This is a genomic window from Frankia sp. AiPa1, from assembly GCF_023243075.1.
Lineage (GTDB): Bacteria > Actinomycetota > Actinomycetes > Frankiales > Frankiaceae > Frankia.
Map to the genome: position 1 here is coordinate 21926 of NZ_JALKFZ020000171.1, position 26161 is coordinate 48086.

The following is a 26161-nucleotide window of genomic DNA, read 5'->3' on the forward strand; positions in this document are numbered from 1 at the left end:
AGGGTCAGGAGCCGGCGATGGTGACCGGATCCGCCGGGGTGAAGTTGTAGACGCGGGCGGCGTTCCCCACGGTGATCTTGTGCTGGACGTCGTCGGACAGGTGGCCGAGCCACTTGCTGGCCAGGCGGACCGTGTCCGGCCAGGTCGAGTCCGAGTGCGGGTAGTCGCACTCGAGCATCACGTTGTCCTCACCGATGATGTCCAGCAGGCGGACCCCGGCGGCGTCCTCGATGAAGGTGCCGAAGACGTGGTCACGGAACAGCTGGCGGATGTCGGTGTCCAGGTCGAAGTTCGCCGCGCCCTTCGCCTCACCGCGCTCGTGCGAGGCGTTCATGTCGATGTCGAAGCGCGACGCCCAGAAGCGCTGCTTGTCGACGACCTGCTCGGCCCGCTCCAGGAAGTAGGGAATCCAGCCGATCGATCCCTCGGACAGGGCGATCTTCAGGTTCGGGAACTGGGTGAACTTGCCGCTGAACAGCCAGTCCAGCAGCGTCCCGGCCTGGTTGGCCGCCGCGGAGTAGGCCATGAACGCGAGCGTCGGCATGTCGGCCGAGGTCCGGATCAGGTTCGATGACGAGCCCACGTGCATCGACACGACGTAGCCGGTCTCGTCGCAGGCCCGCAGCAGCGGGTCCCAGTAGTCGGTGTGGATCGAGGGCAGGCCGAGCTTGGTGGGGTTCTCCGAGAACGCGATCGACTTCCCGCCGCGGGCCGCCGTCCGCTCGACCTCGGCCGCCGCCGCCACCGGGTCCCAGAGCGGTATGATCATCATCGGGATGAACCGGCCCGGGAAGGCCTCGTTGAACTCCTCCAGGATGAAGTCGTTCCACGCCTGCACGCAGAGCAGCCCCAGTTCCTTGTCCTTGGCCTCGTGGAAGACCTGCCCGCAGTAACGCGGGAAGGACGGGAACAGGATGGACGACAGCACCCGCCCCTGGTTCATGTCCGCGACCCGGGCCGCCGGGTCGTAGCAGCCCAGGCGCATGTCGGCGTAGGTGATCGGCTCCGGCGAGAACTCCTCGCGCTTCTTGCCGGCCACCGCGTTCAGGCCGGTGGTGACGATCTGCCGGTCCTCGTAGACCCAGTACTCCGAGGCGCCGTCGACCACGATGCGGGGACCGGTGTCCCGCCAGCGCTCGGGAAGCCGCTCCTGCCACAGCCGGGCCGGCTCGATGAGGTGGTCGTCGACCGAGACGAACCAATTGAACGACACGCCGACCTCCAACAGTCCAGCTTCAGCGAGGTGCGCCCACGAGCCCATCGCGAGCCAAGAAAAGCGAACGCTCACATATTATGCGGGATGGACGCCCGTGCGCCAGGGGAGATGGTCGAGGGCGGTCACGGATCGTGGGTCAGGGCCGGCTCCCGGAGTGGATCGTCGGCGGCGGGGTCGGCAGGGTCGGCAGGGTCGGCGGCGGCGTCGGCAGGGTCGGCGGCGGCGTCGGCAGGGTCGGCGGCGGCGTCGGCGTCGGTTTCGAGGCGGCCGAGGTAAGCCGCGCGAACCCGAGGGTCACGCAGCACCTCTGCCGGCGGGCCAGCCGCGATCACCGTGCCGAAGTCGAGCACGATGAGGTGGTCACAGGTCGCGGCGACGACGTCGATGTTGTGTTCGACCAACAGCACCGCCGCCCCCGACTGATCGGCGAGCTGGCGGAACAGCACGCTCGCCGCCCGCCGCTCGGCCCCGTTCAGCCCGGCCGCGGGCTCGTCGAGCAGGACGGCCACCGGCTGCTGGGCGACCAGGCGGGTGATCGCCGCCATCCGGCGCAGGCCCTGCGGCAGGTCGGCGACCGCGGTGTCCAGGTCGTCGGCGAGACCCAGCAGGTCGACCGCGGCCCGCGCGGCCTCGTTCAGCCGGCCGCGGCGGGGAGCGACCAGATCCCGGGCGTAGGCCAGCCGGCCACGGCCGTCGAGCGCGGTCAGAACGTTCTCCCGGACGCTGAGATCGTCGAACAGCTCCAGGTTCTGGAAGGTCCGCCCGAGACCCAACCGGGCCCGCGCGGACGGACCGTACCCGCTGATCGTCCGGCCCCGCAGCTCGACCGTGCCCGCGGCGACCTGGGTGAAGCCGGTGAGCGCGTCGATGAGGCTGGTCTTTCCGGCACCGTTGGGGCCGACCACTCCGACGACCCGACCGGCGGTGAGCTCGAGGGACACGTCGTTGACGGCGACCGCGCTCCCGTAGGCGACCCGCAGGCCGCGGGCCACCAACACGCTCTCCCCCGCGACGAGGCCGGCCACCCGGCGCAGTCCCGAAGCCGCCCCGGGGGCGGGCGCGCCGGCCCCGGCCGCCCCAGGCGCGGGCATCGCGGCGGGGCCCTCCGCCGCGGGCCGGGGGGTCGTTCCCGGACCGTCGGCATCCGGTCGGTCGCGCCGTCGGCCACGCAGCCGGGCGACCTGACGGCCCAGGCGCGCACCAGGACCGGTCGACCGCGCAATGACCCCGCTGGGCGACCTGACCATCACGTCGAGGACGAACAGGCCGGTGGCGATCGGCAGCCAGGCGTCGATCTGCGACCATCGCAGGACCTCGCTGATGAAGTTCGCCACCACGCCGCCCTGGGTGCCGACCGCGGCGAAGATCGCGCCGGCGACGTAGCCGACCCCGCCGACGACGGTGAAGGCCAGCGCGGTGATCGACTGGAAGACGCTGTAGCTGGAGAAGTCCGCGATCTGGTAGCGGAAGGCGGCCAGCGCTCCGGCGAGCCCGGCCAGGCCCGCGGAGACCGCGAAGGCGCCAAGCTTCGCCCCGCTCACCGAGACCCCGACGGCTGCCGCGCCTCGTTCGTTGGCCCGCACCGCCAGGTAGCGTCGGCCGGACTCGCCCCGGCGCAGGTTCAGCACGGCGAGTGCGCACAGCGCGAACACGACGACGCAGAACGCGGCGAACCGGTCGGGATGGGTCGAGGGATCCAGGCTGAGGCCGAACAGCGTCGGGCTGTGCACCGTCAGCCCGTCCACCCCGCCGGTCAGGTGCGGCTCGGCGAGCACCAGGTTCTCCACCGCCAGCGACAGGCCGAGCGTGACGATGGCCAGGTTGACCCCGCGTACCCGTACCGCGGGCGCTCCGATGACCAGGCCCAGCGCGGCCGCGGCGAGGGTGCCGAGCAGCAGGCAGAGAAGGAAGGGAAGGTGCCAGTTGTTACTGAGCCGGGCGGCCACGAACGAGCCGAACCCGGCGAGCGCGCCGCAGGCGACGCTGATCTGGCCGGCGTAGCCGGTGACGACGACGATCGACAGCGCCCACAGCCCGAACAGGGCGCTGTTGGCGGCCGCCGATGACCAGGTCGGGGACAGCGCGAGCGCGACGACGAGGCCGAGCGCGGTCCACAGCACGGCGCGCACCGGCGGGATGCGCCCGCTGCCGGCCCGCGGCAGCCGGGCCACCTGCGCCTCACCGCGGCCGGGCAGCACCGCGCCACCGAGCACCACCGCGACGATGATCAGGGCGAACGGCAGCGAGGCCCGGATGCCGGAGCTGACATCCCAGGTGCGCAGGACCGACTCGAGCACGCCGAGGCCGAGTCCCACGGCCACCGTCGACCAGATGCCGTTGAACCGGCCGATCAGGGCCGCGGCCATCGCCGGGATGACCAGCAGCGTCAGCGCCCCCGGTGACAGGCCGATGACCGGGATGAGCAGGATGCCGGCGAAGGCCGCCACCGCGCCGCCGACCCCCCAGGTGAGCAGGCCGGTGGGATGCGGGGAGATCCCGATCGCGGCCGCGGCGACGGGGTTCTCCCGCAGCGCGGTCGCGTTCAGGCCCAGCCTGGTCCGGGTGAACAGCGCCGTCAGGCCGGCCGCCAGCAGCACCGTGACGATCAGGACGACCAGGGTGTCGTAGGTGATGAACCCGCCGAACAGATCGATCTTCCCCGAGCCGAACAACGGCGGCAGCAGCGTGGTCTCGGTGCCGTACTTCTTCACCACCGCGCTCTGCAGCAGCAGCATGAGCCCGAGTGTCGCGACGACCTTGGCCATGTCGGAGGCGTTGCGCAGCAGCCGCACGACCGCGAGGTAGAACAGCACGCCGAGCGCCGCGCCCGCCAGGACGCCGAACACCATGGCCGGCGCCACCGGCAGGCCGTGCCCGTCACCACCGTCGTGCAGATCCCAGAAGACGTAGCTGCCCACCATGCCGATGGCGCCCTGGGCGAAGTTCAGGATTCCCGACCCGCGGTTGACGGCGACGATGCCGAGCGCGACGAGCGCGTAGGCTCCACCGCCCGACAGGCCGATCAGGGCGAACTGCCACAGCTCGGACACAGGCCTCCTTCCGCTTCCCGCGGGGTACGGCACTCGCGGGAGCGCGCCCAGAGCTGTGAGCGACGGCCGGGAGGGACCGTCGTTCACAGCGACTGGGAACCCGCGAGACGGGACGGGATGTGACGAGAACCACCATAGTGCCAGGTCCCAGGCTTAGCAAGTAAGCGTTCGCATACGTCCATGAGACTGCGCTGGGGGCCATCGCTGGGCGCCCGGCTGACCAGTAGCGAGCGTTCGCTCTCACTGTTAGGGTCACGGAAACCGGCGAGCGTCCCAGGGAGGCGACGTGAGCGACCAGCTGATGTATCGGCGGACGTTCTACATCGACGGCGCGTGGGTCGAACCGGCCGGCACGGTGGAGTTACCGGTCATCTCACCCTCGACCGAGCAACAGGTCGGAGCGGTCCCGGTGGCCACCACCGCGGACATCGACCGGGCCGTGGCCGCCGCCCGCACCGCGTTCGACGACGGCCCGTGGCCGCGGCTGGGCGTCGGCGAGCGGGCCGACATCCTGCACCGCGCGGCCGCCGCGCTGCGCAAGGTCGAGCAGGACATCGCCGGCGTCACCGTCGACGAGATGGGCGTTGCCAGCAGCCAGGCCAGACCCGCCCAGACGGCCCTGGTGGCCCCGGTCTTCGACTACTACGCCGAGCTGATCCGCACGTACGCGTTCGAGCGGCTGGTCCGCTCCGGTGCCGCCGGGGCCCTGGTGACCCAGGAGCCGGTCGGCGTCGTCGCCGCGATCGTCCCGTGGAACGCGCCGGTGACGCTCGCCGCCTGGAAGATCGCCCCGGCGCTGGCCGCCGGATGCACCGTCGTACTCAAACCACCGCCCGAGGCCCCGCTGAGCAACTACCTGCTCGCCGAGGCACTGGCCGAGGCGGGCGTTCCGGCCGGGGTGATCAACCTCGTCCCCGGCGGTCGCGAGGTCGGCGAGCACCTGGTCACCCATCCTGGCACCGACAAGGTCGCCTTCACCGGATCGACCGCGGCCGGCAAGAAGATCATGAGCCTGTGTGGGGACCAGGTGAAGCGGGTCTCCCTCGAGCTCGGCGGCAAGTCCGCCTCGGTCCTGCTCGACGACGTCGACCTCGCCGTGGCCATCCCCGCCGTCGTCCGGGGCGGGATGCACCTGTCCGGCCAGGTCTGCGGCGCGAACACCCGGATCCTGGTGGCCCGCGCCCACTACGCCGAGGCGCTCGCGGCGGCCGGCGACGTGGCGCGGGCGGTACCGTACGGCGATCCGCACGACCCGACGACCGTGGTCGGCCCGCTGGTCGCCGAGCGCCAACGGGCCCGGGTGGAGGACTTCATCCACGGCGCCGTCGTCGACGGGGCGCGGATCGTGGCCGGCGGCGCCCGGCCCGCGCATCTGCCCCGGGGCTGGTACGTGCCGCCGACGATCCTCGGCGATGTCGACAACGGCATGCGCGTCGCCCGCGAGGAGATCTTCGGGCCGGTGCTGAGCTTCATCCCCTACGACAGCGACGCCGAGGCCGTGCGGATCGCGAACGACTCGCGGTACGGCCTGTCCGGCGGGGTGTGGAGCGCCGACCCGGCGCGCGCCCTCGCCCTCGCCCGGCAGATCCGCACCGGCAGCGTCTCGGTGAACGGCGCCAACATCCCGTTCCCGCTGGTGCCCTTCGGTGGGTTCGGGGAGTCGGGCCTTGGCCGGGAGCTCGGCCCCGAGGGGCTGGCCCAGTTCCTGGAGCCCCGCAGCATCGGCCTTCCGGGCGCGCTCCTGGACGGGCCCGCTGCCCTGCCTCTGGCCGACCAGGCGAAGGAGACCCGGTGACGACGACCGCGGCCACCCTCGACCTGCCGGTGCTGCCGTTCCCGCAGCCGCGGCGGATGCTGATCGGCGGCGAGTGGGTGCCGGCCGCGGACGGGCGGACCTTTCCCAGCATCAACCCGTCCACCGGCGAGGTGATCGCACAGGTGGCCGAGGGCAGCTCCGTGGACGCCGACCGCGCGGTGGCGGCGGCCCGCGCGGCCTTCGAGTCCGGCCCGTGGCCGCGGATGCTGCCGCGGCACCGCCAGGACCTGCTGCTGGCCGTCGCCGACCAGCTCGACGAGCACCAGGACGAGCTGCGCCTGCTCGAGACGCTCGACATGGGCTACCCGATCGGCAAGCCGCGCAGGAGCCCCCGCAGGTCGACCTGGGAGGCCAGTGTCCTGCGCTACTACGCGGGCCTGGCCACGAAGATCCACGGCGAGACGATCCCGAACTCGATCCCCGGGGAGATCTTCTCCTACACGGTGCGGGAACCGGTCGGTGTGGTCGCGGCGATCGTCCCGTGGAACCGGCCGATCAGCAACGCGATCTGGAAGATCGCCCCCGTGCTCGCCACCGGCTGCACGATGGTGCTCAAGCCGGCCGAGGAGGCGAGCCTCACCGCCATCCGCATCGGCGAGCTGCTGCTGGAGGCCGGCGTTCCAGCCGGCGTCGTGAACATCGTGACCGGCTTCGGGGAGACGGTCGGCGCGGCGCTCACCGAGCACGACGGCGTCGACAAGGTCGCCTTCACCGGGTCGACCGCGGTCGGCAAGCACATCGTGCGGGCGTCCGCCGGCAACCTCAAGCGGGTCACCCTGGAACTCGGCGGCAAGTCGCCGGACGTCGTGTTCGCCGACGCCGACCTGGACAAGGCCGTTCCCGGCGCCGCGATGGCCGTGTTCAGCAACTCCGGCCAGATCTGCTGTGCCGGCACCCGCATCTACGTGGAGCGGCCGATCTACGACGAGTTCGTCGAGCGTCTTTCCGCCTTCGCGCGCGGCCTCAAGGTCGGCAACAGCCTGGACCCGACCACCACGATCGGCCCGGTGGTCTCCGCCGAGCAGCTCGAACGGGTCACCGGGTACTGCGACCTGGGCCGCGAGGAGGGCGCCCGGACCACCGCCGGCGGGCGCCGGCTCACCGACGGCGAGCTGGCCAAGGGCTATTTCGTCGAGCCCACCGTGCTCGCCGATGTGCGGGACGAGATGCGCGTCGCCCGGGAGGAGATCTTCGGCCCGGTGGCCACCGTGCTGCCCTTCGACTCGTTCGACGAGGTGACGGCGCGCGCCAACGACAGCGAGTTCGGCCTCTCCGGCGGCCTGTGGACCCGCGACGTCGGCCGGGCGCACCGGCTGGCGGCACGGATGCGCGCCGGCACCGTATGGGTGAACTCCTTCCTGCTCATGGACCCGGCCGTGCCGTTCGGCGGCTACAAGTCCAGCGGCTGGGGCCGGGAGATGGGCGAGGAGTCCCTCAGCGGCTACCTCAACGTCAAGTCGATCTGGATCAACACCGCCTGACGGACCCGTCGGCCTGGGCCGCACCGCACGCTGACCGGTACCGCACGCTGACCGGAGAGGACCTGGAGCGATGCCCCCCTCACCCGCCCATCCGTCCCCAGCCCCGTCCCCCGTTCCGGACCCCTCGCCGGACCCGGGTCCGGCATCCGGCCCGATCGCTGCCGCGGGTACGTGCCCGCATCCGGCGTCAGCGTCGGTACCGGCGGCGGCACCGATGCCCGACGCGTGGATCAGCGGCGACTTCGACCATCTCTCCCCGCGGCTGGCCCCCGTCCTGCACGAGACGCTGGCCCGGATGCGCTCGGTCTGCCCGGTGGCGCACAGCGGGCAGCACGGCGGGTTCTGGGTCGTCTCCCGGTACTCCGACGTGCTGCGCGTAGCCCAGGACTGGGAGACGTTCACCTCGACGCAGGGGCTCAACATCCCGCCGACCCGCTCGCACATCCGCAACATCCCGGTCGAGGTCGACCCGCCCGAGCAGCGTGTCTACAAACGTCTGATCAACACGCACTTCACGCCGCAGGCGATCGCCGGCTGGCAGCCACTCGTGCGCGCGCAGGTCACCCGTCTCATCGACGCCTTCCTCGAACGCGGGTCCTGCGAGTTCATGAACGACTTCGCCCGGCCGCTGCCGAGCCTGACGTTCTTCGAGCTCGCCCTCGCCGCGCCCGTCGAGGATCTCGACGAGGTGGCCCGGCTGGCCTCGACGTCGTCGATCCCCAATGATCCCGAGGCCGGGGCGGCCTGGGCCGGCCTCGCCGCGTGGATCACGGACTTCGTGGCCCGCCGCCGCGGCCAGCCGCCGCGCGGGGACGTCGTCGACGCCGTGCTCACCTCCACCTTCGAGGGTCGTCCCCTCACCGAGCAGGAGATCATCGGCATCGTCCAGCTACTCATCCTCGGCGGGCTGGAGACCACCGCCGGCGCCCTGGGCCTGATCATGCACCGGTTCTGCCGGTCCCCCGAGATCCCGGCGCGGCTGCGGGCCCGCCCCGACCTGATCCCGAAGGCGGTCGAGGAACTGTTACGGCTCGACAGCCCGTTCATCGCCATCGGCCGCACCGCGACCCGGGACGTCGAACTCGGCGGCAACCAGATCCGCGCGGGCGACAAGGTCCTGCTCTACTGGGCCTCCGCCGGGCGCGACGAGCAGGAGTTCGACGCACCGGACGACTTCGACCCCGAGCGGGCGAAGAACCGGCACCTCGCCTTCGGGGCCGGGCCGCACCGCTGCATCGGATCCAACGTCGCGCGGCAGAACATGCGGATCGCACTGGAGGAACTCGTCCGCCGGCTCGACGATGTCCGCCTCGCCGACGACGCTGACATCCACTTCCACAACACCCTCACCCGCGCCCCTCGCACCCTGCCCATCACGTTCACCCCGGCGCGGGACTGACGGATCCGGCGCCGCCCTTCTCGACGACCCGCCCTTCTAACTAACGGCCCGCCCCACCGACGACCCGCCCCACCGACGACGCGCGTCCCCGACGGTTCCCTATCCGGGCGGCGTTCTTCCACCAGCGCGGCCGTCACGCATCGGCACGACGCCGTTTGTCGTTTTTGTCGGTTCTCTGCGTGGGAAACGGTGACCGTGGTCGTACCTACCGGTTTCGTGTCCGATTTGCCCCACCAGAAGGACCACGCGTCCGCCGCAGTCCCCGGGACCCCGGCGGACGTCCCCTGATCCGTCACCGAGAGCGCCGACCATCACCCCACACATCCGAGAGGGCGCGTTCGGTCACGGCCCGGATGACGGGCGGGTCAGTCAGGCAGCAGGAGCCACCTGACAAAGTCCTACTCGGCGGCGGCCGATGGTGGGACGATGACGATCCGGGTGCCGTCGGCGGCCCGGAGCCGGTCGATGCCGTCGTTGACCTCGTCGAGGGTGATCCGTCGCGAGACCATCGAGCGCAGGTCCAGCTGGCCGGCCTCCGCCAGGCGCAGGAAGCGCGGGAAGTCGCGCAGGATCTGCGAACCGCCGACCGGCGAGCCCACCAGGCGCTTGCCCGAGAAGACCGCGGGGATCGCCGGCAGGGTGATGGTGTCGCCCACCGCGGGCATGCCGACCAGCGTGACCGTGCCCTCCGGCCGGGTCATCGCGAACGCCTGGGCCATCAGCTTCGGCTGCCCGACGGCCTCGAAGCCGTAGTCCACGCCGCGCCCGGCGCTCAGCGCGCGCACCTGCTCGAGCGGGTCGCCCTGCGCCGGGTCGATCTCGTGGGTGGCGCCCGCCGCGCGGGCGGACTCGCGTCGGGCCGCCGACAGGTCGATAGCGATGATCGTGGACGCGCCGGCGATGCGCGCACCCTGGATGACGGACTGTCCGACCCCACCGCAGCCGATCACCGCCACGCTCGAGCCAGGGGTGACGCCGGCCGTGTTGAGTGCCGCCCCGACCCCGGTGGTCACCCCGCAGCCAAGCAGGGCGAGCTCCTCGTCGGGCAGGTCGGTCTCCACCGCCACCACCGTCGCCTCATCGACGACCATCAGTTCGGCGAACGACCCGCAGCCGCAGACCGCCGTCGCCAGGCGGCCGTCGCCGAGCTGGAAGCGGCCGGCGGCCAGGATGGCGGGGCCCCGCTCGCAGTGGTTGGACATCCCGTTGGTGCACCACCAGCAGGCGCCGCAGGCCGGTGAGACCGAGGCGAGCACCCGCTGTCCGACCCGGACCCGGCGTACTTCGGCGCCGACCTCCACGGCCTCACCGCAGGCCTCGTGGCCCGGCACGGTCGGCAGCGGCAGCGGGGAGTGCCCCTCGATGACGTTGAGGTCCGTGTGGCAGATGCCGCTGGCGGCGACGCGCACGAGCACATCCCGCGGCCCGAGCGGGGGAACCTCGAGGTCTTCCAGGACGAGCGGCTTGCCAGGCTCATAGGCGACGGCGACCTTCATCTGCGGGCCTCTCTGCGGGTGTTTCGCTCCGTGCACGTCGTATGCGGGTAGGTCGTATGCGGACAGGTCTCGGCGAGACTAGCTCAGTGATCGCTCACTTCTCAAGAGATGCCTGGATCCCGGCACGGTCCACCCGCGCCCGACCGACCGACCGCGGCCGCACCTCGCCGACGGTGGCGCGACGCGGTACGCAGGCCCGTCCGTCGCGGTCTGCCACACGCGGGCTGCTCGCCCCCCGTTGAAAGTAGGTAATTACTCCGCTGGTGTTAGAATGAGCCCTCGCCGGTGGTGCCGGCGTCGACCCAGCCGGGGCGCGCCGATCGACCGGAGCGCCGACCGTGCAGGTCGACCAAGCAGATCGTGAGGATCTCGTGGGATCACTGGATGGCCGCACAGCGATCATCACCGGTGCGAGCCGCGGCATCGGTCAGCACATCGCCGAGCTGTTCGCGGCCGAGGGCGCGACGGTCGCTCTCGTCGCGCGGACCCTGACCGCCGGCACCTCACGGCTGCCCGGCTCGATCGCGGAGGTGGTGGAGCGGATCCACGCCAAGGGCGGCCAGGCCGTCGGAGTGCAGGCCGACCTCACCGTGCCGGACGAGGTCGAGACCATCGTCTCCCGGGTGGAGGCCGAGGTCGGGCCGATCGACACCCTGGTCAACAACGCGGGCGTCAACTTCTACGGACCGGCGCTGGAGGTCACCCCCCGGCGCTACGGGTTGATGTTCCAGATGATGGTGCACACTCCGTTCCGGCTCTGCCAGCTGGTGACGCCCGGGATGGTCGAGCGCGGCCGCGGCTGGATCCTCAACATCACCTCGAAACAGGCGCGGCATCCACTGGGACCGCCCTACCCGGAGTGGTCGCGTGACGGCTGCGTACCCTATGGCATGTGCAAGTCCGCCATCGACCGGCTCAGCACTGGCCTCGCGGCCGAGCTTGAGGGCACCGGAGTGAGCGTCAACGCACTTGGTACCGCGGGCCTGGTCATGACGCCGGGCGTCGCCGTGGTCTCCCCGCATACTCCCGACAGCGCCCCGGTGGAGCCCGACGACGCGATGGCGCAGGCAGCCCTCGTGCTGTGCGGTGGCCAGCCCGGCAGCATCACCGGGCGGATCGCCTACAGCATGGAGCTGCTGGGCCGGCCCTTCCCGGACGGGCCCTGGGCGCTGTCCGCCACGTTCTGAGCTCGCCGCCCGCGGCTCCCCCGCGGCCGAGAACCGGCGCGATGCCAGGCGGCTCCCGTCCACAACCAGGACACGACGACCAAGACACGACGACCGTGACACCACCGAGAGAGGGGCAAGCACGTGAAGGCCTTAGTCGACCCGGACCTCTGTCAGGGGCACGCCCGGTGCTGGGAGATCTGCCCAGAGGTCTTCTCGCTCGATGACGAGGGGCACGGGTTCGTGGCTGTCCCGGACGTCGAGCCGGGACACGAAGAAAAGGTCAAGGAAGCCGCCGACAACTGCCCCGAACGCGCCATCGTCCTCGCCTGAGAACGGAAAGCCCCTGCCGTTTCGAGCTTGACGTCAAGATCCGGAGAAGGTGGCTAGCGTACACTCACTTAGGCTGCGGACCATGGTGGCCTGGAGGATCGATGACAGAGCACGTGGTTCGTTCTTCCGCATCCGAGCCCCCGCCCCGGCAACGCCGGCTCACCGCCGAGGCGCGTAAGACCTCCATCCTGGCGGCCGCCCGGCAGGCGTTCATTGAGAATGGCGATGTGGCCGGCACGACAATCAAACAGATCGCCGAACACGGCGGGATCAGCGAAGGAGTGATCTACCGCCACTTCGAGAGCAAGGACCAGCTGTTCTACGAGGCCATCGTCGAACCGTTGCGGCAGGCGGTGGACGACCTGGTCGCCGCGACCAAGGTCGTGGATCTCGATGAACCGCTCACTCCCGAGCGCCAGCTACAGACGTTGAAGGGCCTGTACCGCCAGCTCATCTCGACGCTGGAGGAGATCCTCCCCCTGCTGGGCCTCGTGCTCTTCGGCGACCCCCGGGTCGCGCGCCGGTTCTACCGCTCGCACTTCACGGTGGCGATGGACCGTCTCGCCGAGGCCTGGCGCGAGGTGGAGGATCGCTACGGATTCGAGTTCGAGTCGCCGGACGTCTCCGCCCGCGCCGTGATGGGCACGGCTCTGATCATGGCGCTGGAAAGCCGGCACAACGACCTTTTCAACCGGGACCGCGCCGTCACGCTGGTCAGCGAGGGCACTGTGAAGGGGTTTTTTCCCACTATCGAACCGACCCGCCGACGGCGGTGACCGGAGCCGGCCGGCTGGCGGGCCGATCGGCCCGCCGTTCAGGTTATGGAAAGATTCATCACCCCGGCCGCCAGGTCCACCCGCCGCCGCATTAGCCAGCGGATCTGTCCGTACGCTGATTTTCCGGGCAGATCAGTTTCCGGGCAGATCAGACCGCTCAACCCACCCAGATGGTCTTCTGGTTACAGAACTCCCGGATGCCGATCGCGCTGAGCTCGCGGCCGTAACCCGAGCGGCGCACGCCACCGAACGGCAACTGCGGGTGAGAGGCCGTCATGCCGTTGAGAAAGACGGCGCCGGCGACCAGCTCGTCGGCGAAACGCTCCTGCTCGTCCGGGTCGGTGGTCCAGGCGTTCGAGCCGAGACCGAAGGAGGTGGCGTTGGCGACCGCCAGGGCGGCGTCGAGGTCGGGCACCCGGTAGAGCGTGGCGAGCGGGCCGAACGCCTCCTCGAGATGCAGCCGCATGGCGGGGGTCACGTCCGCCACGGCCGTCGGCGGGAAGAACCAGCCAGGGCCGTCCGGAGACGTCCCGCCGCAGAGCACGGTGGCGCCCTTGGCGACCGCGTCGGCGAGCAGTTCCTCCAGGTCGACGCGCCCCTGCTCGGTGGCGATCGGCCCGATGTCGGTGCCCTCGACCATCGGATCGCCGACCGTCAACGCCGCCAGCCGCTCGGTGAACAGCCGGGTGAACTCGTCGTACACGTCCTCGTGGATGATGAAACGCTTGGCGGCGATGCAGGACTGGCCGTTGTTCTGGCATCGGGCCGTCACCGCCACCGCGGCAGCCCGCTCCAGGTCGGCGGACGGCATGACGACGAACGGGTCACTGCCGCCGAGCTCCAGCACCGTCTTCTTGATCTCGTCGCCGCAGATCGACGCGACCGACTGGCCGGCCGGTTCGCTGCCGGTGACGGTGGCGGCGGCGACCCGCGGGTCACGCAGCACCGACTCCACCTGGCCCGCGCTGATCAGCAGAGTCTGGAAGGCACCGGCCGGGAACCCGGCCCGCAGAAACAGATCCTCCAGGTAGAGCGCGCACTGCGGCACGTTCGAGGCATGCTTGAGCAGGCCGACGTTGCCCGCCATCAGCGCGGGCGCCGCGAACCGCATCACCTGCCACAACGGGAAGTTCCACGGCATCACGGCGAGTACGGCGCCGATCGGCTGATAACGGACCAACGCCCGGCTCGCGCCAACGTCGGACGGCTCGGCGATCGGCTCGTCGGCGAGGAACCCCGCCGCCCGATCGGCGTAGAAGCGCATCCCCGCGGCGCACTTGGCCGCCTCGGCCTGCGCGGAGGCAAGGGTCTTGCCCATCTCGGAGGTCATCGTCACCGCGATGTCGCGCCGTTCGGCATCGAGCAGGTCCGCCGCCGCGCGCATCAGCGCGGCCCGCTCGGCGAACGTGGTGCGCCGCCAGGTCGAGAACGTCGCCGCCGCGCGGGCGAGCCGGCGCTCGATCTCCTCGGCGGACAGCGGGTCGAAGCTCTTCAGGACGGCCCCGGTCGCCGGGTTGACGCTTGCGATCGCCATGTCAGAGCAGCTCCAGGATCGTGGCGTTGGCCTGGCCGCCACCCTCGCACATGGTCTGCAGTCCGTAGCGGATCCCGTGGTCGCGCATGTGGTAGATCATCGTCGTCATCAGCCGGGTACCGGAGCCGCCGAGCGGATGGCCGAGCGCGATCGCGCCCCCGTTGGGGTTCATCGCCTTCGGATCGGCGCCGATGTCGGCCAGCCAGGCGAGCGGGACCGAGGCGAATGCCTCGTTGACCTCGAACACGCCGATCTCGTCGAGCCGCAGCCCGGACCTCGCCAGCGCCTTCTGGGTCGCCGGGATCGGCGCCGTCAGCATGATCACCGGGTCGGTCCCGGCGACCGTCGCCGTGTGCACCCGGGCCAGCGGGGTCAGCCCCAGCTCCGCGGCCTTCTCACTGGTCGTCAGCAGCAGCGCGGACGAACCGTCGGAGATCTGGGAGGAGTTCGCCGCGGTGATCACTCCCCCGTCCTCCACCGAGCGGAACACCGTCCTGAGCCCCGCCAGGCCCTCCACCGTGCCCCCGCGGCGGATGCCCTCGTCCCGGCTCACCACCGTGCCGTCGGCCAGGGTGACCGGCGCGATCTGCGCGTCGAACTGCCCGGAATCCTGCGCCGCGGCCGCCTTCTCGTGCGAGGCGACCGCGAACTCGTCCAGGCGGGTCCGCGACAGCCCCCACCTCTGCGCGATCATCTCGGCGCCGACGCCCTGGTTGGGGAACACGCCGTCATAGCGGGCCAGGTAGCGCTCGCCGAACGGCACCTTGTCCTGCAGGGACGATCCCATCGGCACCCGGGACATCGACTCGACACCACCGGCGATGACCACATCGTAGTGCCCGGCGATGAGCCCCGCGGCGGCGAAGTGCACCGACTGCTGGGAGGATCCGCACTGCCGGTCGATGGTCACACCGGCGACGGTCTCGGGAAAGCCGGCGCCGAGCGCGGCGTTGCGGCCGATGTCGAACGTCTGCTCGCCCACCTGCCCGACGCAGCCCCACACCACGTCCTCCACCAGCGCCGGGTCCACCCCGGCGCGCTCGACGAGGCGGCTCAGCACATGGGCCGACAGGTCCGTCGGGTGCACGCCCGACAGGCCGCCGTTACGCTTGCCGACCGGCGTCCGGACAGCTTCCACGATCACCGCGTCACGCATGAGAGGCGCTCCTGGTCTGGATACGGATTCGTCTGTGGGTCGTGGCCCTGCCACGACATCGCGGTCGAGGCCACCCGCGCAGACCGCCTGGCGGACAGGGCGTGTCCGCCCCGTTCAGCATGGCCGCCATACATAAGTAAACGTACACTCTCTTGCGCCGACCGGCCATCCGTCCGAGAGCAGAAGCCACCACCCCCACCGCACCCGCCCACCCGGACCCGCCGACTCGCCAGCCCCCGCCCCCTCGCCCCCCGCCCCACCAACCCGCCACCCACCGACCCGCCCACTCGCTCGCCACCCACTCCCGGCGCACTCATCACCGGACCCCGGCTGTCACCCATCGCAAACACCGCGACTTGCCCGATTTGTCCGCCCGTGTGGGATGGACGGAGAAGCATGTTCGCTCTACAGGGTTGCGGAGGTCGTTTTATACCGATTCGTCACTGTAGAAGGAACACGGACCGGCCGGCTACCGGACACATCCCGGCCATTTACCCCTCCCGTCGGACACCAGGCCGGCGCCAGGCCCCGAAGATCGTCACCCACAGCACTCGGAGCCACTTCGCGTCAACATGCTCCTACGGGGAGTCACGAAGGCGCGTTGCCGATCCGGAAGATAGACAGGCGCGGCAGATATGGGCGCGCCAGCCAGTTGAAGACTGGCGGGGAGACAGACCAACGGCGACGGCGGCTAGGAACGGGCCTTCGGGCTCGCAGTCGCGAGGACGCCGGCGGCGGCCAGGGCGGCGAGCCGCTTGGCGTCGAAACCGACGGCGGTCAGCACCTGCGCTGTGTGCTCCCCCAGGCCGGGGATCGCGCGGGGCGCCTCGGCGACCGGAAGCGGCCCGAACCGCAGTGGGAAACCGGGCTGGTCGAGGCGGCCGCGGGCACCCCAGTCGAACGAGGCAACCGCCCCGAGTTGTCGGGTGACCGGGTCGTCGACGAGGCCCGCCACGAAGCCGCTGCGGTCGGTCTCGCGCACCGGCTCGACCGGCACGTCGGCGGCGCGCAGCCGGGCCACCCAGACCGCGGCCGGCTCGGCCCGGAACGCGTCGGCCAGCAGGATCTCGGCCGCCTGCGGCGTGCCGGCCGGGTCGGTCCGCAGCGGCGGAGGATCCCCCGGCAGGCCGGCCACCGGCACCGCCTCGCGCAGCCGCGTCCAGCTCGCGGTATCGGGAACGGCCAGCGCGAACCAGGCGTCATCGCCGGCCTGGTAGATCCGGTACGCCGCGCCATAGCCGGTCTGCTCGGCGTCCAGCACCGGACCGGCCACCACCGTGCCGTCAGCCACGAAGGCCCCGGACTTCAGCATCAGGGCGGCACCCAGCAGCGACGCGGTGACCGACTGGCCCGGGCCTGCACCCCCTCCTGCGCTTGGGCCGGCGCCTGCGGCAAACGTGGCCGCGCCCGTCGCGGGGACGGCCGCACGGCGGCGGGCGTACAGGCCGGCAAGCACGGCACAGGCCGACAGCCAGCCGCTGGTGACGTCGATCGCCCCCCACACCAGGAAGGTGGGCGGACGCCCGGCACCGCCCTGGGCGGCCTCGACGCCGGACAACGCCTGCATCAGATGGTCATTGGCGGCCAGTCGGGCCCGGGGGCCGGACGCGCCGAAGCCGCTGGCGTGGCTGTACACGACCGAGGGGTTCGCCGCGCGCACGGTGGCCTCGCCGTACCCGAGCCGTTCGGCCAGTCCCACCCGCGAGTTGTGATGGACGACGTCGCTCCAGCGGAACAGCCCATTCAGCACCTCCGCCACGTCGGGGGCCTTCAGGTCCAGCGCGACGGCCCGCTTGCCGCGCTGTCCGGCGGCGAACATCGGCTCCATGTAGCGGTGCACGTCACCGGTGAGCGGCTCGACCTTGACGACATCGGCGCCCAGTTCCGCCAGGATCTGGGTGGTGATCGGCCCGGCCAGGTAGGCGGACAGGTCGAGTACCCGGACGCCCGCGAGCAGCCGACCGTCACGGGCCCACCCGGCCGAGGGCGACGCCGACCCGTCGACGGCCCCGGACCCGGACGACGGCGCACCCTCGACGGACCCAGACCCGGCCGTGGACACCGACGACGATGCGCTGTCGGCAAGCCCGAACGCGGACGATACCGAGCTGTCGTCCGGGCCGGCCCCAGGCGCGACGGCGGACGTGACGGCAGGGGCGATGGCAGACGCGGGGGCGGGGGCGACGAGTCCGACTCGGCCAAGCGCGGTGACCTGGCCGTGGCGTGGGTCGTCGAAGGTGGAGCTCAGCCCGATCTCGCGGACGTGCTCGTCGCGCAGGGCCTCTCCGGGGCGCAGCACCGGCTCGCAGCGGAAGGCGGCCCCGGCGAGGTCCTCGAGCCAGAAGGAGCGGTCCCGGGTGGCGAACGTCGCGGCCCACCGCTGCCCCCGCTCGGCCATGGTGCCGCTGACCAGGTCGTCGTTGTAGCCCTTCTCGCTGGGCGGCTCGTGCATGTGCTCGAGGAACGCCTCGTAGGCGCCCTTGGCGCCGAACCAGAGCTGCAGGTACTCGCCGTCGGCGCACCGGTAGGCAAGGCTTTCCGACGGCCCCTGCTCCGTCCAGAGCAGAGTGGTCGACGGGGACGGGTGCTCCACCCGTCCGATGATCATCGGGAGGATCGCGCGCAGGCCGTCGGCGAGGGAGGTCTCCGCCCAGCCGCCGCGCCCGGTCGACTCCCGCTCGTAGAGGCCGGCGAGCGCGCCGACGGTGGCGGCGAGCCCGGCGCCCGCGGCGGCGACGGTGAGGTCGGCGAACGTCGGGCCGGACCGGTGGCCACGGATCTGGGTGAGCAGGCCGGTTCGGGCACCGAGAAGCAGTTCCAGGTCGCCTACGGGGCCCCGCGCGTCCCGGCTCGGCCGGATCCGCACCGCGACCAGACGCGGGTTGTCCCGCAGCAGATCGGGCGCGCCGAGGCCGCGCCGCTCGAGGGTCTCCTCCGGCCCCGCCAAGAACACGACATCCGCCGAGCGGGCGAGTTCGGCGACGGTTGCCGGACCGTCCGCGCCGAACTCGTCGACCGCGACGATCTCCTTGCCCCGCTGCCAGACCGTGTCGAAGGCGATCCCGGCGTCCAGAGTGGAGCGCCGGGCCGACTGCACACGGCACACCCGCGCGCCGAAGTCGCGCAGCAGCGCGCCGGGCAGACCCGCGGCGAGCCCGGCGCCGACCGCACTGATCCCGAAGGCGACCTCGACGACCCGCAGACCGGCCAGTGGAGCCGACGAGCCGCCGCCGGATGCCGCCTCGCGGCCCGGGCCGCTCACACGCTCGGGCTGGGCAGCACCGCGCCGACCCGCGGGCCGGGGGTGAAGGTGATCGGAACCGACAGCGGCGCCCGGTTGAAGGTGGACAGGAAATCGACCTGCGCGTCTGGCTGCAGCTCGAGGTCCTCGAGGCGGCGCAGGACCTCCTCGATCGCGATCCGCAGGTTCATCCGGGCCAGGTTGGAGCCGGCGCAGCGGTGCGGACCAGCGCCGAAGGCGATGTGCCGGTTGCGGACCCGCTCGGCGTCGAACGTCTCCGGGTCGTCGAACTCGTCCGCGTCCCGGTTGGCGCCGGCCCAGTAGACCATCACCTGCTCGCCGGCCTTGATCTGGTGACCGGCGACCTCGGCGTCGTGCCGGGCGGTGCGGCCGATGCAGATGAACGACCCGTCCATCCGCAGGAGTTCCTCGACCGCGTTCGGGATGAGCTCGGGGCGCTTGCGCAGCGCCGCGGGGATCTCCGGGTGGGCGCAGAACCGCTGCATCGCCATCCCGAGGACGCCGGCGGTGGTCTCCAGTCCGCCGAGGATCAGCAGGTGGATCGTGCCGATCGCCTCCTCGATGGTGATCGGGCGGCCATCGATCTCGGCGTCGAGGATGGCGTCGACGACGTCGCCGCGCGGGCCGGTCTCCCGCCGCTTCTCGACGAAGCCCGCGATCCAGACGGCGAGCTGCATGATGTAGTCCTGATAGTCGGGCAGGTGGGTCTGCGAGGCCATCGTGGCCCACTCGTTGACCTGCTCCAAGTCCTCGGCGGGCGCGTGCAGGGCCAGGTCGAAGAAGGCCAGGCCCGGCAGCGGACGGGCGAAGTCCGCCATGAAGTCGCACTCGCCGCGCTCGATGAAACCGTCGATGAGCTGGTTGACCAGGACGCGGGTCTCATCCTCCCACTCGGCGACGACCGCCGGCCGGAAGTAGGAGTTGATCAGGCGCCGGAACTCGCGCTGCAACGGCGGGTCGATCGTCACTGGGAAGATCTTCATCTGTTCGCCGACGTTCGGGACCGTGATACCGAGCTCCGAGCTGAACGTCTGCCAGTCCTGCGCGATCCGCAGGACGTTCTCGTAGCCGGTGACCACCCAGAACCCGCCGTACTGATCGCTGTGCAGCACCGGGGACTCTTCGCGCGCGCGGGCGAGGATGGGATGCAGATCCCGCGCGAGCTCGGGGGAAAGGTGGTCGAAATGGTGCTTGATCCACTCGTCACTGACTGGGCAGGAGGGCACTGCCGTCGTGTCCATCTCAACCTCGCGCTCGTCCGTGGCTGGCCGCCTCGGAGGCGTGCCCGCTCACCCTGGAAATACAAGTAAACATTCGTTTATTTAGGGTAGACGCCGCCCGCCGGCTCCCGGAACATCCCACTATCGTCGCCGCCGCGCCACATCAGGCGATGCGCGCCCATCTGAGCGGGCCCCGCTCGACACCCCGGTCACGCATGCCCGCCAGCCCACCCCACGAGGCGGTGGCTAACCCAACTAGAAGAGTGTACGCTCACTCTGTACCGGTGCCAAACCTGCACCAAGCCGACAATCTTGGTCATTTGGGCCCGCCGTCGGCCAACCCTGTGGCGACGACGATGCAGCCGACGACGAAGCAGCCTCAGCCCGCGCCCCGCCGTTGGCAAGCCCTCAGCCGTTGGCAAGCCCCCCGCCGTTCGCAGGCGCTCAGCCGTTCGCAGTGCCTCGGCCGTTCCGCAAAGGAGTCCCGCTTGTCTGGCGATCGCATCATCCTCGGCGCGGCGGCTCTTCCGGAACCGGACCGGGACTGGCTCGCCGCCGCGGAGCGCCTGCCGATCGAATCCGTCTGGCAGGGCGGGCACATCCTGCCCCACCATCCGACCGGCGAGGCGATCACCCGGCTGTCGCTGATGACGGCCTGGACCGAGCGGGTCCGGGTGGGCTCGGCGATTCTCGTGCTCCCGCTCTACCACCCGGTGATCATCGCCAAGCAGCTCGCCGACCTCGATTCCTGGTCCGGCGGGCGGGTGAGCGTCGGTGTGGGTGTCGGTGGCGAGTTCCCGCACGAGTTCAAGGCGGTCGGCGTGCCCATCGCCGAGCGCGGCGCACGCACCAACGAGGCGATGCCGCTGCTGCGCGCACTCTGGCAGGGCGAGCCCGTCACCCATCACGGCCGGTTCTTCGACCTCGACGAGGTGCGGCTGCAGCCCGTCATCCCACCCGGCGCCGAGGAGGTGCGGATGAGCCCGGGCGGGCCGCCACTGCTGGTCTCCGGGCGCAAGGAGCCCGCGATGCGCCGCGCCGCCCGCCATGGCGACGGCTGGATGCCCTACCTGGTCTCCCCGAACGCCTACGCCCGCTCGGTGGACACGATCCGCGCCGAGGCCGCGACGATCGGCCGGGACCTGGCCGGCTTCGAGTGGATGATGTACGTCTACACCTCCATCCGCCGCGACGGCGACCGGGCCCGGGCCGACGTGGCGTCGTTCCTCGGCAACGCCTACGGCGACAAGTCCGCCGACCTGCTCGACCGGATCGCCCCCGCCGGCACGCCGGAGCAGGTGGCGGCCCGCCTGCAGAAGTACGTCGACGCCGGGGTACGCCACATCATCATCTCGCCGGCGGCGCACGAGAACACCATCGAGGTGGTCACCCTCGCCGCCGAGGAGGTGCTGCCCCGGCTGACCCTGCCCGCCGCCGGCGTTCCCGTTCCCGCCGCGGCGGCGGCCGCCGCCAGCACGACCTCCTCATGACCCGCCCCGGCGCGGGCCTGCGGGTCGTCGAGGTCGCCGTGGGAACCAGCGAGCTGGGACTGGGGCTCGCCGGCGGCCTGCCCGGCATGATCTTCGCGGATCTGGGCGCCGAGGTGGTCCGGGTCGTCGGGAGCACCAGCCCGGGCATCGACGCGGAGGTCCCCTGGGGCCAGGCCTGGCACCGGGACAAGCGCATCGTCGTGGCGGACGATCCGGGCGCCGTGCTCGCCCTGCTCGATGCGGCCGACGTCGCGGTCGTCCACGGCGACGAGGAGCTGGTCGAGGCCCGCGGGCTCGGTTATCTGGACGTCTGTCGCCGCAATCCCCGGCTGGTGTATGCGCGCTGCCGGCCCAGCCGCACCGGGTCCGGCGTCGTCGCGGACTACGGCCTGCTGGTGGAGGCGCGCGCCGGCTTCTGCAGTCAGCTTGCCGGCCACCGGCCGGGGCCGATCCTGGTCGACGCCCGCGCCGCCGGCATCGGCACCGCCTTCCTGCTCGTCACCTCCGCTCTGGCCCTGCTGCGCCGCCGAGCCGAGACCGAAGCCGAGACATCGGCCGAAACCAGGACCGAGACCGGCGGCCGAGTCCAGACCGCGCCCGGGACCGGCGGCTGGGCGGAGACCTCGCTCTACGACGGGATGCTCGCCACCCTCGGCTGCATGATCGGGCGCTCCGAGCGGGCGGCCCCGGCGATCGAGGGCTACTGGGAGAAGGGCTCGACCTTCCCGAACTTCCTCTACCGCTGCGCCGATGGTGAGCTGATCCAGATCTGGTTCGGCGGCAAGGGAATGTACCAGCGTCTCATCGACGCCCTCGGCGACGAACCCAGCACCGAAGGCTACTACCAGGATCAGGTGACCGGCCGCCTCGGCGCCCGCGCCCGCCGCTGGCAGGCCCCGTTCGCCCTGCTCCCCCGGGACGTCTGGATCGCCCGGCTGCGACAGGCGGGAGTGGCCTGCGAACCGGTGCTCGGCCCCGGTGACGCCCTGTCCGACCCGCACCTGGCCGACAACGGCCTGGTCACCACCCGCTCCCGGGACGGCCACCAGGACATCCTGCTAACCACCCCCATCGCCGTCGAGCCGCTCGCGCCTGACCCGGCGACGTCCGGTGGCCGAGGGCGCGGCGCGCCGAGGCGCGGGTTACTCGGGGACATCCGGGTGCTGGATTTCTCGGCGTTCGTGGCCGGGCCGCTCGCCGCGCAGGTGCTCGCCGACCTCGGTGCCGACGTGATCAAGGTGGAGCCCCCCGAGGGGGAGGCCATGCGCGCCGCCGCCTACGCCGTGGCAGCCTGCCAGCGTGGCAAGCGCAGCCTGGCGATCGACATCGGCGCCGCGGCGGCCCGCCCGGTCGTCGAGCGACTGATCCGGTGGGCGGACGTCGTGCTGCACAACTTCCGGGTCGGGGTGGCCGAGCGGCTGCGGATCGACGCGGCCACCGTCGCGCGGCTCAATCCGAGCGCCGTCTACTGTCACGCCAGCGCCTTCGGCCCGCGCGGGCCGCGGGCGCGGCAGCCGGGCAACGACGCGCTGATGCAGGCGCTGACCGGCCTGGAACGCGCCGTCGGCGGCGCGGGCAACCAGCCGATCGCGCCCACCTGGATCCCGCTCGACGTGACCGGCGGCTGGGTGGCCGCCGCCGGCATCCTGGCCGGGCTGTACGCCCGGGCGCGTACCGGTCGGGGCCAGCGGGTGGACACCAGCCTGCTCGGAGCGGGGCTCCTGGTGCAGAGCGGGGTGTTCCTGCGCGACGGCGACTGTGTCCGCGGGCCGACGCTGGACGGCGCACAGACCGGCTACGGCCCCGGCTACCGCCTCTACCAGGGCGGCGACGGTGGCTGGTTCGCGCTCGTGCTGGCGGACGAGGCGGCCTGGTCGCGGCTGCGGGCGCTGCCGGGCGCCGAGGGCCTGCCCGCGGCCTACGCACCGCTGCGCGGCGGGGCGCACGACGCGCAGGCCCGCCAGGCCGAGACCGTGCTCGAGCAGCTGTTCGCCACCGCGTCGGCGGCGCACTGGGCGGCCCGGCTGCGGGCCGCGGGCCTGCTGGTCGAACCGGTCGACCCGCTGGACCGGGACGCCTTCCGGCGCCGCACGCTCGACGACCCCGTCAACCGCCAGCTCGGCCGGGTGGTGGCCTACCAGGTGGCCGACTGGGGCCACTTCGAGCAGATCGGGCCGCTGGCCCGCTACGGCCCGGCGGCCGACGGCGGTCCGGCGCTGATGCTTCCGGGCATCGGCGAGCACAGCGTGGAAGTGCTCGCCGAGCTGGGCCTGCCCGTCGCGGACATCGACGATCTGCTCGCCACGAAGACCGTCCGCCAGCTCTAGCCGGGCAGGCGCGGGGGCCTGGCCACTCCTTGCCATACAGAGCGAACGTTTACTAAATTACGGTTCCAGGGAAACTGATCAACTTTCTCTGCGCGTCACCATGGGAGGCGACGATGGCCAGTGCCGGGCTCGACAGGACACGACCACCGGTGCACCTGCGCATCGGCCACGAACGCATCGCCACCGGCACGGCCGGGACGTTCGACCACATCGACCCGGCCACCGGGCAGGTCGACTCCACCATTCCGCTGGCCGGGCCGGCGGACGTGGACCACGCGGTGCAGGTCGCGCAGGAGGCGTTCCTGCGCTGGCGGGACACCCGGCCGGCCGAGCGGCGCCGGTTACTGCTCCGGCTCTCGGACCTGATCGAGGCGAACGCGGACGAGTTCACCCGCCGCGCGATCCTGGACAACGGCACGCCGATCGGCACCGCGCCGGCGCTCGTCGGGGGGGCGGTGGAGTGGACGAGGTACTACGCCGGCCTCGCCGACAAGATCTCCGGGCGGGTCGCTTCGTCGTTCGGCCCGGACGGCGAGTTCAGCTACACCCTCGCCCAGCCCTACGGCATCATCGGCATCATCATCACCTGGAACGGGCCGCTGACGTCGCTGACCATGAAGATCCCGCCGGCACTCGCCGCCGGCAACACGGTGATCGTGAAGCCCTCGGAGCTCACGCCGTACGCGGCGGAGCTGTTCGCCGACCTGGTCGAGGAGGCCGGGTTCCCACCCGGCGTGGTCAACATCCTGTCCGGCTCGGCCGAGTCGGGCGCGCGCCTCGTCGAGCACCCCCTGGTCAAGAAGATCTCCTTCACCGGCGGCCCGACCACGGCGACGGCGATCCTCAAGGCCTGCGCGGCGCAGATGAAGCCCGCCGTGCTCGAGCTCGGCGGCAAGTCCGCGAGCCTGATCTTCGAGGACGCGGACATCGAGGCGGCGGCCCGGTGGAACACCATGCGGGTGCTGGGCACCATGGCCGGCCAGGGCTGCGGCTTCCCGACCCGCATGATCGTGCACCGCTCCCTGTACGACGAGGCCCTGGAACGGGTCACCGAGATCGCGAAGAACATCCGGGTCGGCGACCCGTTCGACACCGACACCGACATCGGCCCGGTCATCAACGCGGCCGCGGTCGAGCGCATCCTCGGGCTGATCGAGCGGGCCGAGCGGGACGGCGCCCGGCTGCTGCACGGTGGCCACCGGGTCACCGACGGCGGGCTCGCCGGCGGCTACTACCTGCAGCCCACCGTCTTCGCCGACGTCGACCCGGCCCTGGAGATCGCCCAGAGCGAGGTCTTCGGCCCGGTGCTCGTGGTGATGCCGTTCGACACCGAGGACGAGGCGATCAGGATCGCCAACTCCACCCCGTACGGCCTGTCGTCCTACATCCAGACCAAGGACCTGCACCGGGCCCACCGCGTGGCCGAACGGCTCGACGCCGGCGCCACGATGATCAACGGCGCGCCGAACCTCCAGGTCAACCGGCCCTTCGGCGGCATCGGCCTGTCCGGCTACGGCAAGGAGGGCGGTCCCGAGGGACTGGCCGAGTTCCAGCGCGTCAAGACCGTGGGGATCTGCTGATGGCCACGCTGGACGGCACCAGGCTCGCGGGCAAGGTCGCCGTGGTGACGGGGGCCGGGATCGGGCAGGGGCGCTCGACCGCGCTGCGCCTGGCCCGCGAGGGTGCCCACGTCGTCGCCGTCGACGTCAGTGGCGCGCAGAAGGACACCGCGGCGGAGCTCCCGGACCTCATCGAGCCCGCGAACGCCGATGCCACCAACGCCGAGCAGTGGCAGGCCGTCGTCGCCCAGACCACCGAGCGGCACGGCCGCCTCGACATCCTGTGCAACGTCGTCGGCGCCGCCGGCATCGCGCAGGCGCGCATTCCGGACGTCGACGAGGACGACTACGACCGGCTGATGTCGATCAACCTCAAGAGCGTCTTCCTCGGCATGAAGTACGCGATTCCGGCGATGGTGGCCAGCGGAGGCGGCTCGATCATCAACTGGTCGTCGGTCGGCGCCCTGGTGTCGTCGCCGACGACCTCGGTCTACGGAGCGTCCAAGGCCGGAATCCTCGCGATGACCCGCGCCGCGGCCCGCGAATGGGGCGAGGCCAACATTCGGGTCAATTCCCTCGTGCCCGGCTTCGTCTATCCCACCGGAATGACGCTCATGGGCGAGGAGAAGTTTCCCGAGTCGGTCGCCCGGGCCGCCTCGAAATCCGCCCTGAACCGGCCCGGCCACCCCGACGAGATCGCCGCCGTGGCCGCCTTCCTCGCCTCCGACGACGCCTCGTACATCACCGGCTCCTCCCTCGTCGTCGACGGCGGCTGGACCGCTGGTTAGCCCACCCAGATCGCTGTGGGGGGGGGGGGGGGGGGGGGGGGGGGGGGGGGGGGGGGGGGGGGGGGGGGGGGGGGGGGGGGGGGGGGGGGGGG

At 71.7% G+C, this 26161-nt stretch carries 17 protein-coding genes; 10 read left to right on the forward strand and 7 right to left on the reverse strand.

The features are described from left to right. Window positions 1-4: 4 nt before the first annotated feature. Window positions 5-1213 carry an amidohydrolase family protein gene (locus tag MXD95_RS20565; RefSeq protein WP_250642313.1) on the reverse strand — a complete coding sequence of 403 codons (1209 nt, stop codon included), beginning with the start codon at window positions 1211-1213 and terminating at the stop codon, window positions 5-7. A 125-nt stretch (window positions 1214-1338) separates the two neighbouring features. Continuing rightward, on the reverse strand, window positions 1339-4266 hold the full coding sequence (locus tag MXD95_RS20570; protein ID WP_250642314.1) for an ABC transporter permease subunit: 2928 nt from the start codon (window positions 4264-4266) through the stop codon (window positions 1339-1341). 286 nt (window positions 4267-4552) lie between these two features. Here MXD95_RS20570 and MXD95_RS20575 point away from each other — a divergent pair, with 286 nt between their 5' ends. From MXD95_RS20575 to MXD95_RS20585, 3 genes are all read left to right on the forward strand, one after another. Beyond that, on the forward strand, window positions 4553-6061 hold the full coding sequence (locus MXD95_RS20575) for an aldehyde dehydrogenase (RefSeq protein ID WP_250642315.1): 1509 nt from the start codon (window positions 4553-4555) through the stop codon (window positions 6059-6061). Between the two features lie 56 nt (window positions 6062-6117). Next, a complete protein-coding gene (locus MXD95_RS20580) occupies window positions 6118-7563 on the forward strand; it encodes an aldehyde dehydrogenase family protein (RefSeq protein WP_250642329.1) in 1446 nt (481 codons plus the stop codon). A gap of 214 nt (window positions 7564-7777) precedes the next feature. Next, window positions 7778-8962 (forward strand): cytochrome P450, encoded by a 1185-nt coding sequence (locus MXD95_RS20585; RefSeq protein ID WP_285223697.1) that lies wholly within the window; start codon window positions 7778-7780, stop codon window positions 8960-8962. Window positions 8963-9360: 398 nt separating this feature from the next. On the opposite strand, the gene MXD95_RS20590 is transcribed toward MXD95_RS20585, so the two are convergent. Continuing rightward, entirely contained in the window at window positions 9361-10458 is a 1098-nt protein-coding gene (locus MXD95_RS20590) for a Zn-dependent alcohol dehydrogenase (RefSeq protein ID WP_250642317.1), read from the reverse strand. A 371-nt stretch (window positions 10459-10829) separates the two neighbouring features. On the opposite strand from MXD95_RS20590, the gene MXD95_RS20595 reads away from it, so the two are divergent. The 3 genes from MXD95_RS20595 (at window position 10830) to MXD95_RS20605 (ending at window position 12733) form a co-directional block, all read left to right on the forward strand. Then, window positions 10830-11645, forward strand: coding sequence for an SDR family NAD(P)-dependent oxidoreductase (locus MXD95_RS20595; RefSeq protein WP_250642318.1), 816 nt, complete (start codon window positions 10830-10832; stop codon window positions 11643-11645). Between the two features lie 123 nt (window positions 11646-11768). Next, window positions 11769-11957, forward strand: a complete 189-nt coding sequence (locus tag MXD95_RS20600; protein WP_250642319.1) for a ferredoxin — start codon at window positions 11769-11771, stop codon at window positions 11955-11957. A 101-nt stretch (window positions 11958-12058) separates the two neighbouring features. Beyond that, on the forward strand, window positions 12059-12733 hold the full coding sequence (locus MXD95_RS20605; protein WP_251078734.1) for a TetR/AcrR family transcriptional regulator: 675 nt from the start codon (window positions 12059-12061) through the stop codon (window positions 12731-12733). Window positions 12734-12890: 157 nt separating this feature from the next. Here MXD95_RS20605 and MXD95_RS20610 read toward each other — a convergent pair whose 3' ends face one another. From MXD95_RS20610 to MXD95_RS20625, 4 genes are all read right to left on the reverse strand, one after another. After that, complete coding sequence (locus MXD95_RS20610; protein WP_250642321.1) at window positions 12891-14267, reverse strand: NADP-dependent succinic semialdehyde dehydrogenase; 1377 nt, start codon at window positions 14265-14267, stop codon at window positions 12891-12893. Window position 14268: 1 nt separating this feature from the next. After that, window positions 14269-15423 (reverse strand): thiolase family protein, encoded by a 1155-nt coding sequence (locus tag MXD95_RS20615; protein WP_250642322.1) that lies wholly within the window; start codon window positions 15421-15423, stop codon window positions 14269-14271. Between the two features lie 691 nt (window positions 15424-16114). After that, window positions 16115-18685: a CoA transferase gene (locus MXD95_RS20620; RefSeq protein WP_250642323.1), complete on the reverse strand. Its 2571-nt coding sequence runs from the start codon at window positions 18683-18685 to the stop codon at window positions 16115-16117. Continuing rightward, window positions 18682-19926 carry a cytochrome P450 gene (locus MXD95_RS20625; RefSeq protein ID WP_250642324.1) on the reverse strand — a complete coding sequence of 415 codons (1245 nt, stop codon included), beginning with the start codon at window positions 19924-19926 and terminating at the stop codon, window positions 18682-18684. Before MXD95_RS20625 ends, MXD95_RS20620 begins: the two co-directional genes overlap by 4 nt. Window positions 19927-20393: 467 nt before the next feature. On the opposite strand from MXD95_RS20625, the gene MXD95_RS20630 reads away from it, so the two are divergent. The 4 genes from MXD95_RS20630 to MXD95_RS20645 all read left to right on the forward strand — a co-directional run bounded on the left by MXD95_RS20630 (window position 20394) and on the right by MXD95_RS20645 (window position 26069). Continuing rightward, complete coding sequence (locus MXD95_RS20630; protein ID WP_250642325.1) at window positions 20394-21395, forward strand: LLM class flavin-dependent oxidoreductase; 1002 nt, start codon at window positions 20394-20396, stop codon at window positions 21393-21395. Further along, window positions 21392-23722 carry a CoA transferase gene (locus MXD95_RS20635; RefSeq protein WP_250642326.1) on the forward strand — a complete coding sequence of 777 codons (2331 nt, stop codon included), beginning with the start codon at window positions 21392-21394 and terminating at the stop codon, window positions 23720-23722. The genes MXD95_RS20630 and MXD95_RS20635 overlap by 4 nt, the downstream gene beginning before the upstream one ends. Window positions 23723-23835: 113 nt before the next feature. After that, window positions 23836-25302 (forward strand): aldehyde dehydrogenase family protein, encoded by a 1467-nt coding sequence (locus MXD95_RS20640; protein WP_250642327.1) that lies wholly within the window; start codon window positions 23836-23838, stop codon window positions 25300-25302. Then, a complete protein-coding gene (locus tag MXD95_RS20645; protein WP_250642328.1) occupies window positions 25302-26069 on the forward strand; it encodes an SDR family NAD(P)-dependent oxidoreductase in 768 nt (255 codons plus the stop codon). Before MXD95_RS20640 ends, MXD95_RS20645 begins: the two co-directional genes overlap by 1 nt. Window positions 26070-26161: the final 92 nt, after the last annotated feature.

Coding starts and splice junctions, on each gene's coding strand:
- MXD95_RS20580 (WP_250642329.1), top strand. CDS start 6,118: ATGCTGATCGGCGGCGAGTGGGTGCCGGCCGCGGACGGGCGGACCTTT.
- MXD95_RS20585 (WP_285223697.1), top strand. CDS start 7,778: ATGCCCGACGCGTGGATCAGCGGCGACTTCGACCATCTCTCCCCGCGG.
- MXD95_RS20590 (WP_250642317.1), bottom strand. CDS start 10,458: ATGAAGGTCGCCGTCGCCTATGAGCCTGGCAAGCCGCTCGTCCTGGAA.
- MXD95_RS20605 (WP_251078734.1), top strand. CDS start 12,059: ATGACAGAGCACGTGGTTCGTTCTTCCGCATCCGAGCCCCCGCCCCGG.
- MXD95_RS20610 (WP_250642321.1), bottom strand. CDS start 14,267: ATGGCGATCGCAAGCGTCAACCCGGCGACCGGGGCCGTCCTGAAGAGC.
- MXD95_RS20615 (WP_250642322.1), bottom strand. CDS start 15,423: ATGCGTGACGCGGTGATCGTGGAAGCTGTCCGGACGCCGGTCGGCAAG.
- MXD95_RS20625 (WP_250642324.1), bottom strand. CDS start 19,926: ATGGACACGACGGCAGTGCCCTCCTGCCCAGTCAGTGACGAGTGGATC.
- MXD95_RS20635 (WP_250642326.1), top strand. CDS start 21,392: ATGACCCGCCCCGGCGCGGGCCTGCGGGTCGTCGAGGTCGCCGTGGGA.
- MXD95_RS20640 (WP_250642327.1), top strand. CDS start 23,836: ATGGCCAGTGCCGGGCTCGACAGGACACGACCACCGGTGCACCTGCGC.
- MXD95_RS20645 (WP_250642328.1), top strand. CDS start 25,302: ATGGCCACGCTGGACGGCACCAGGCTCGCGGGCAAGGTCGCCGTGGTG.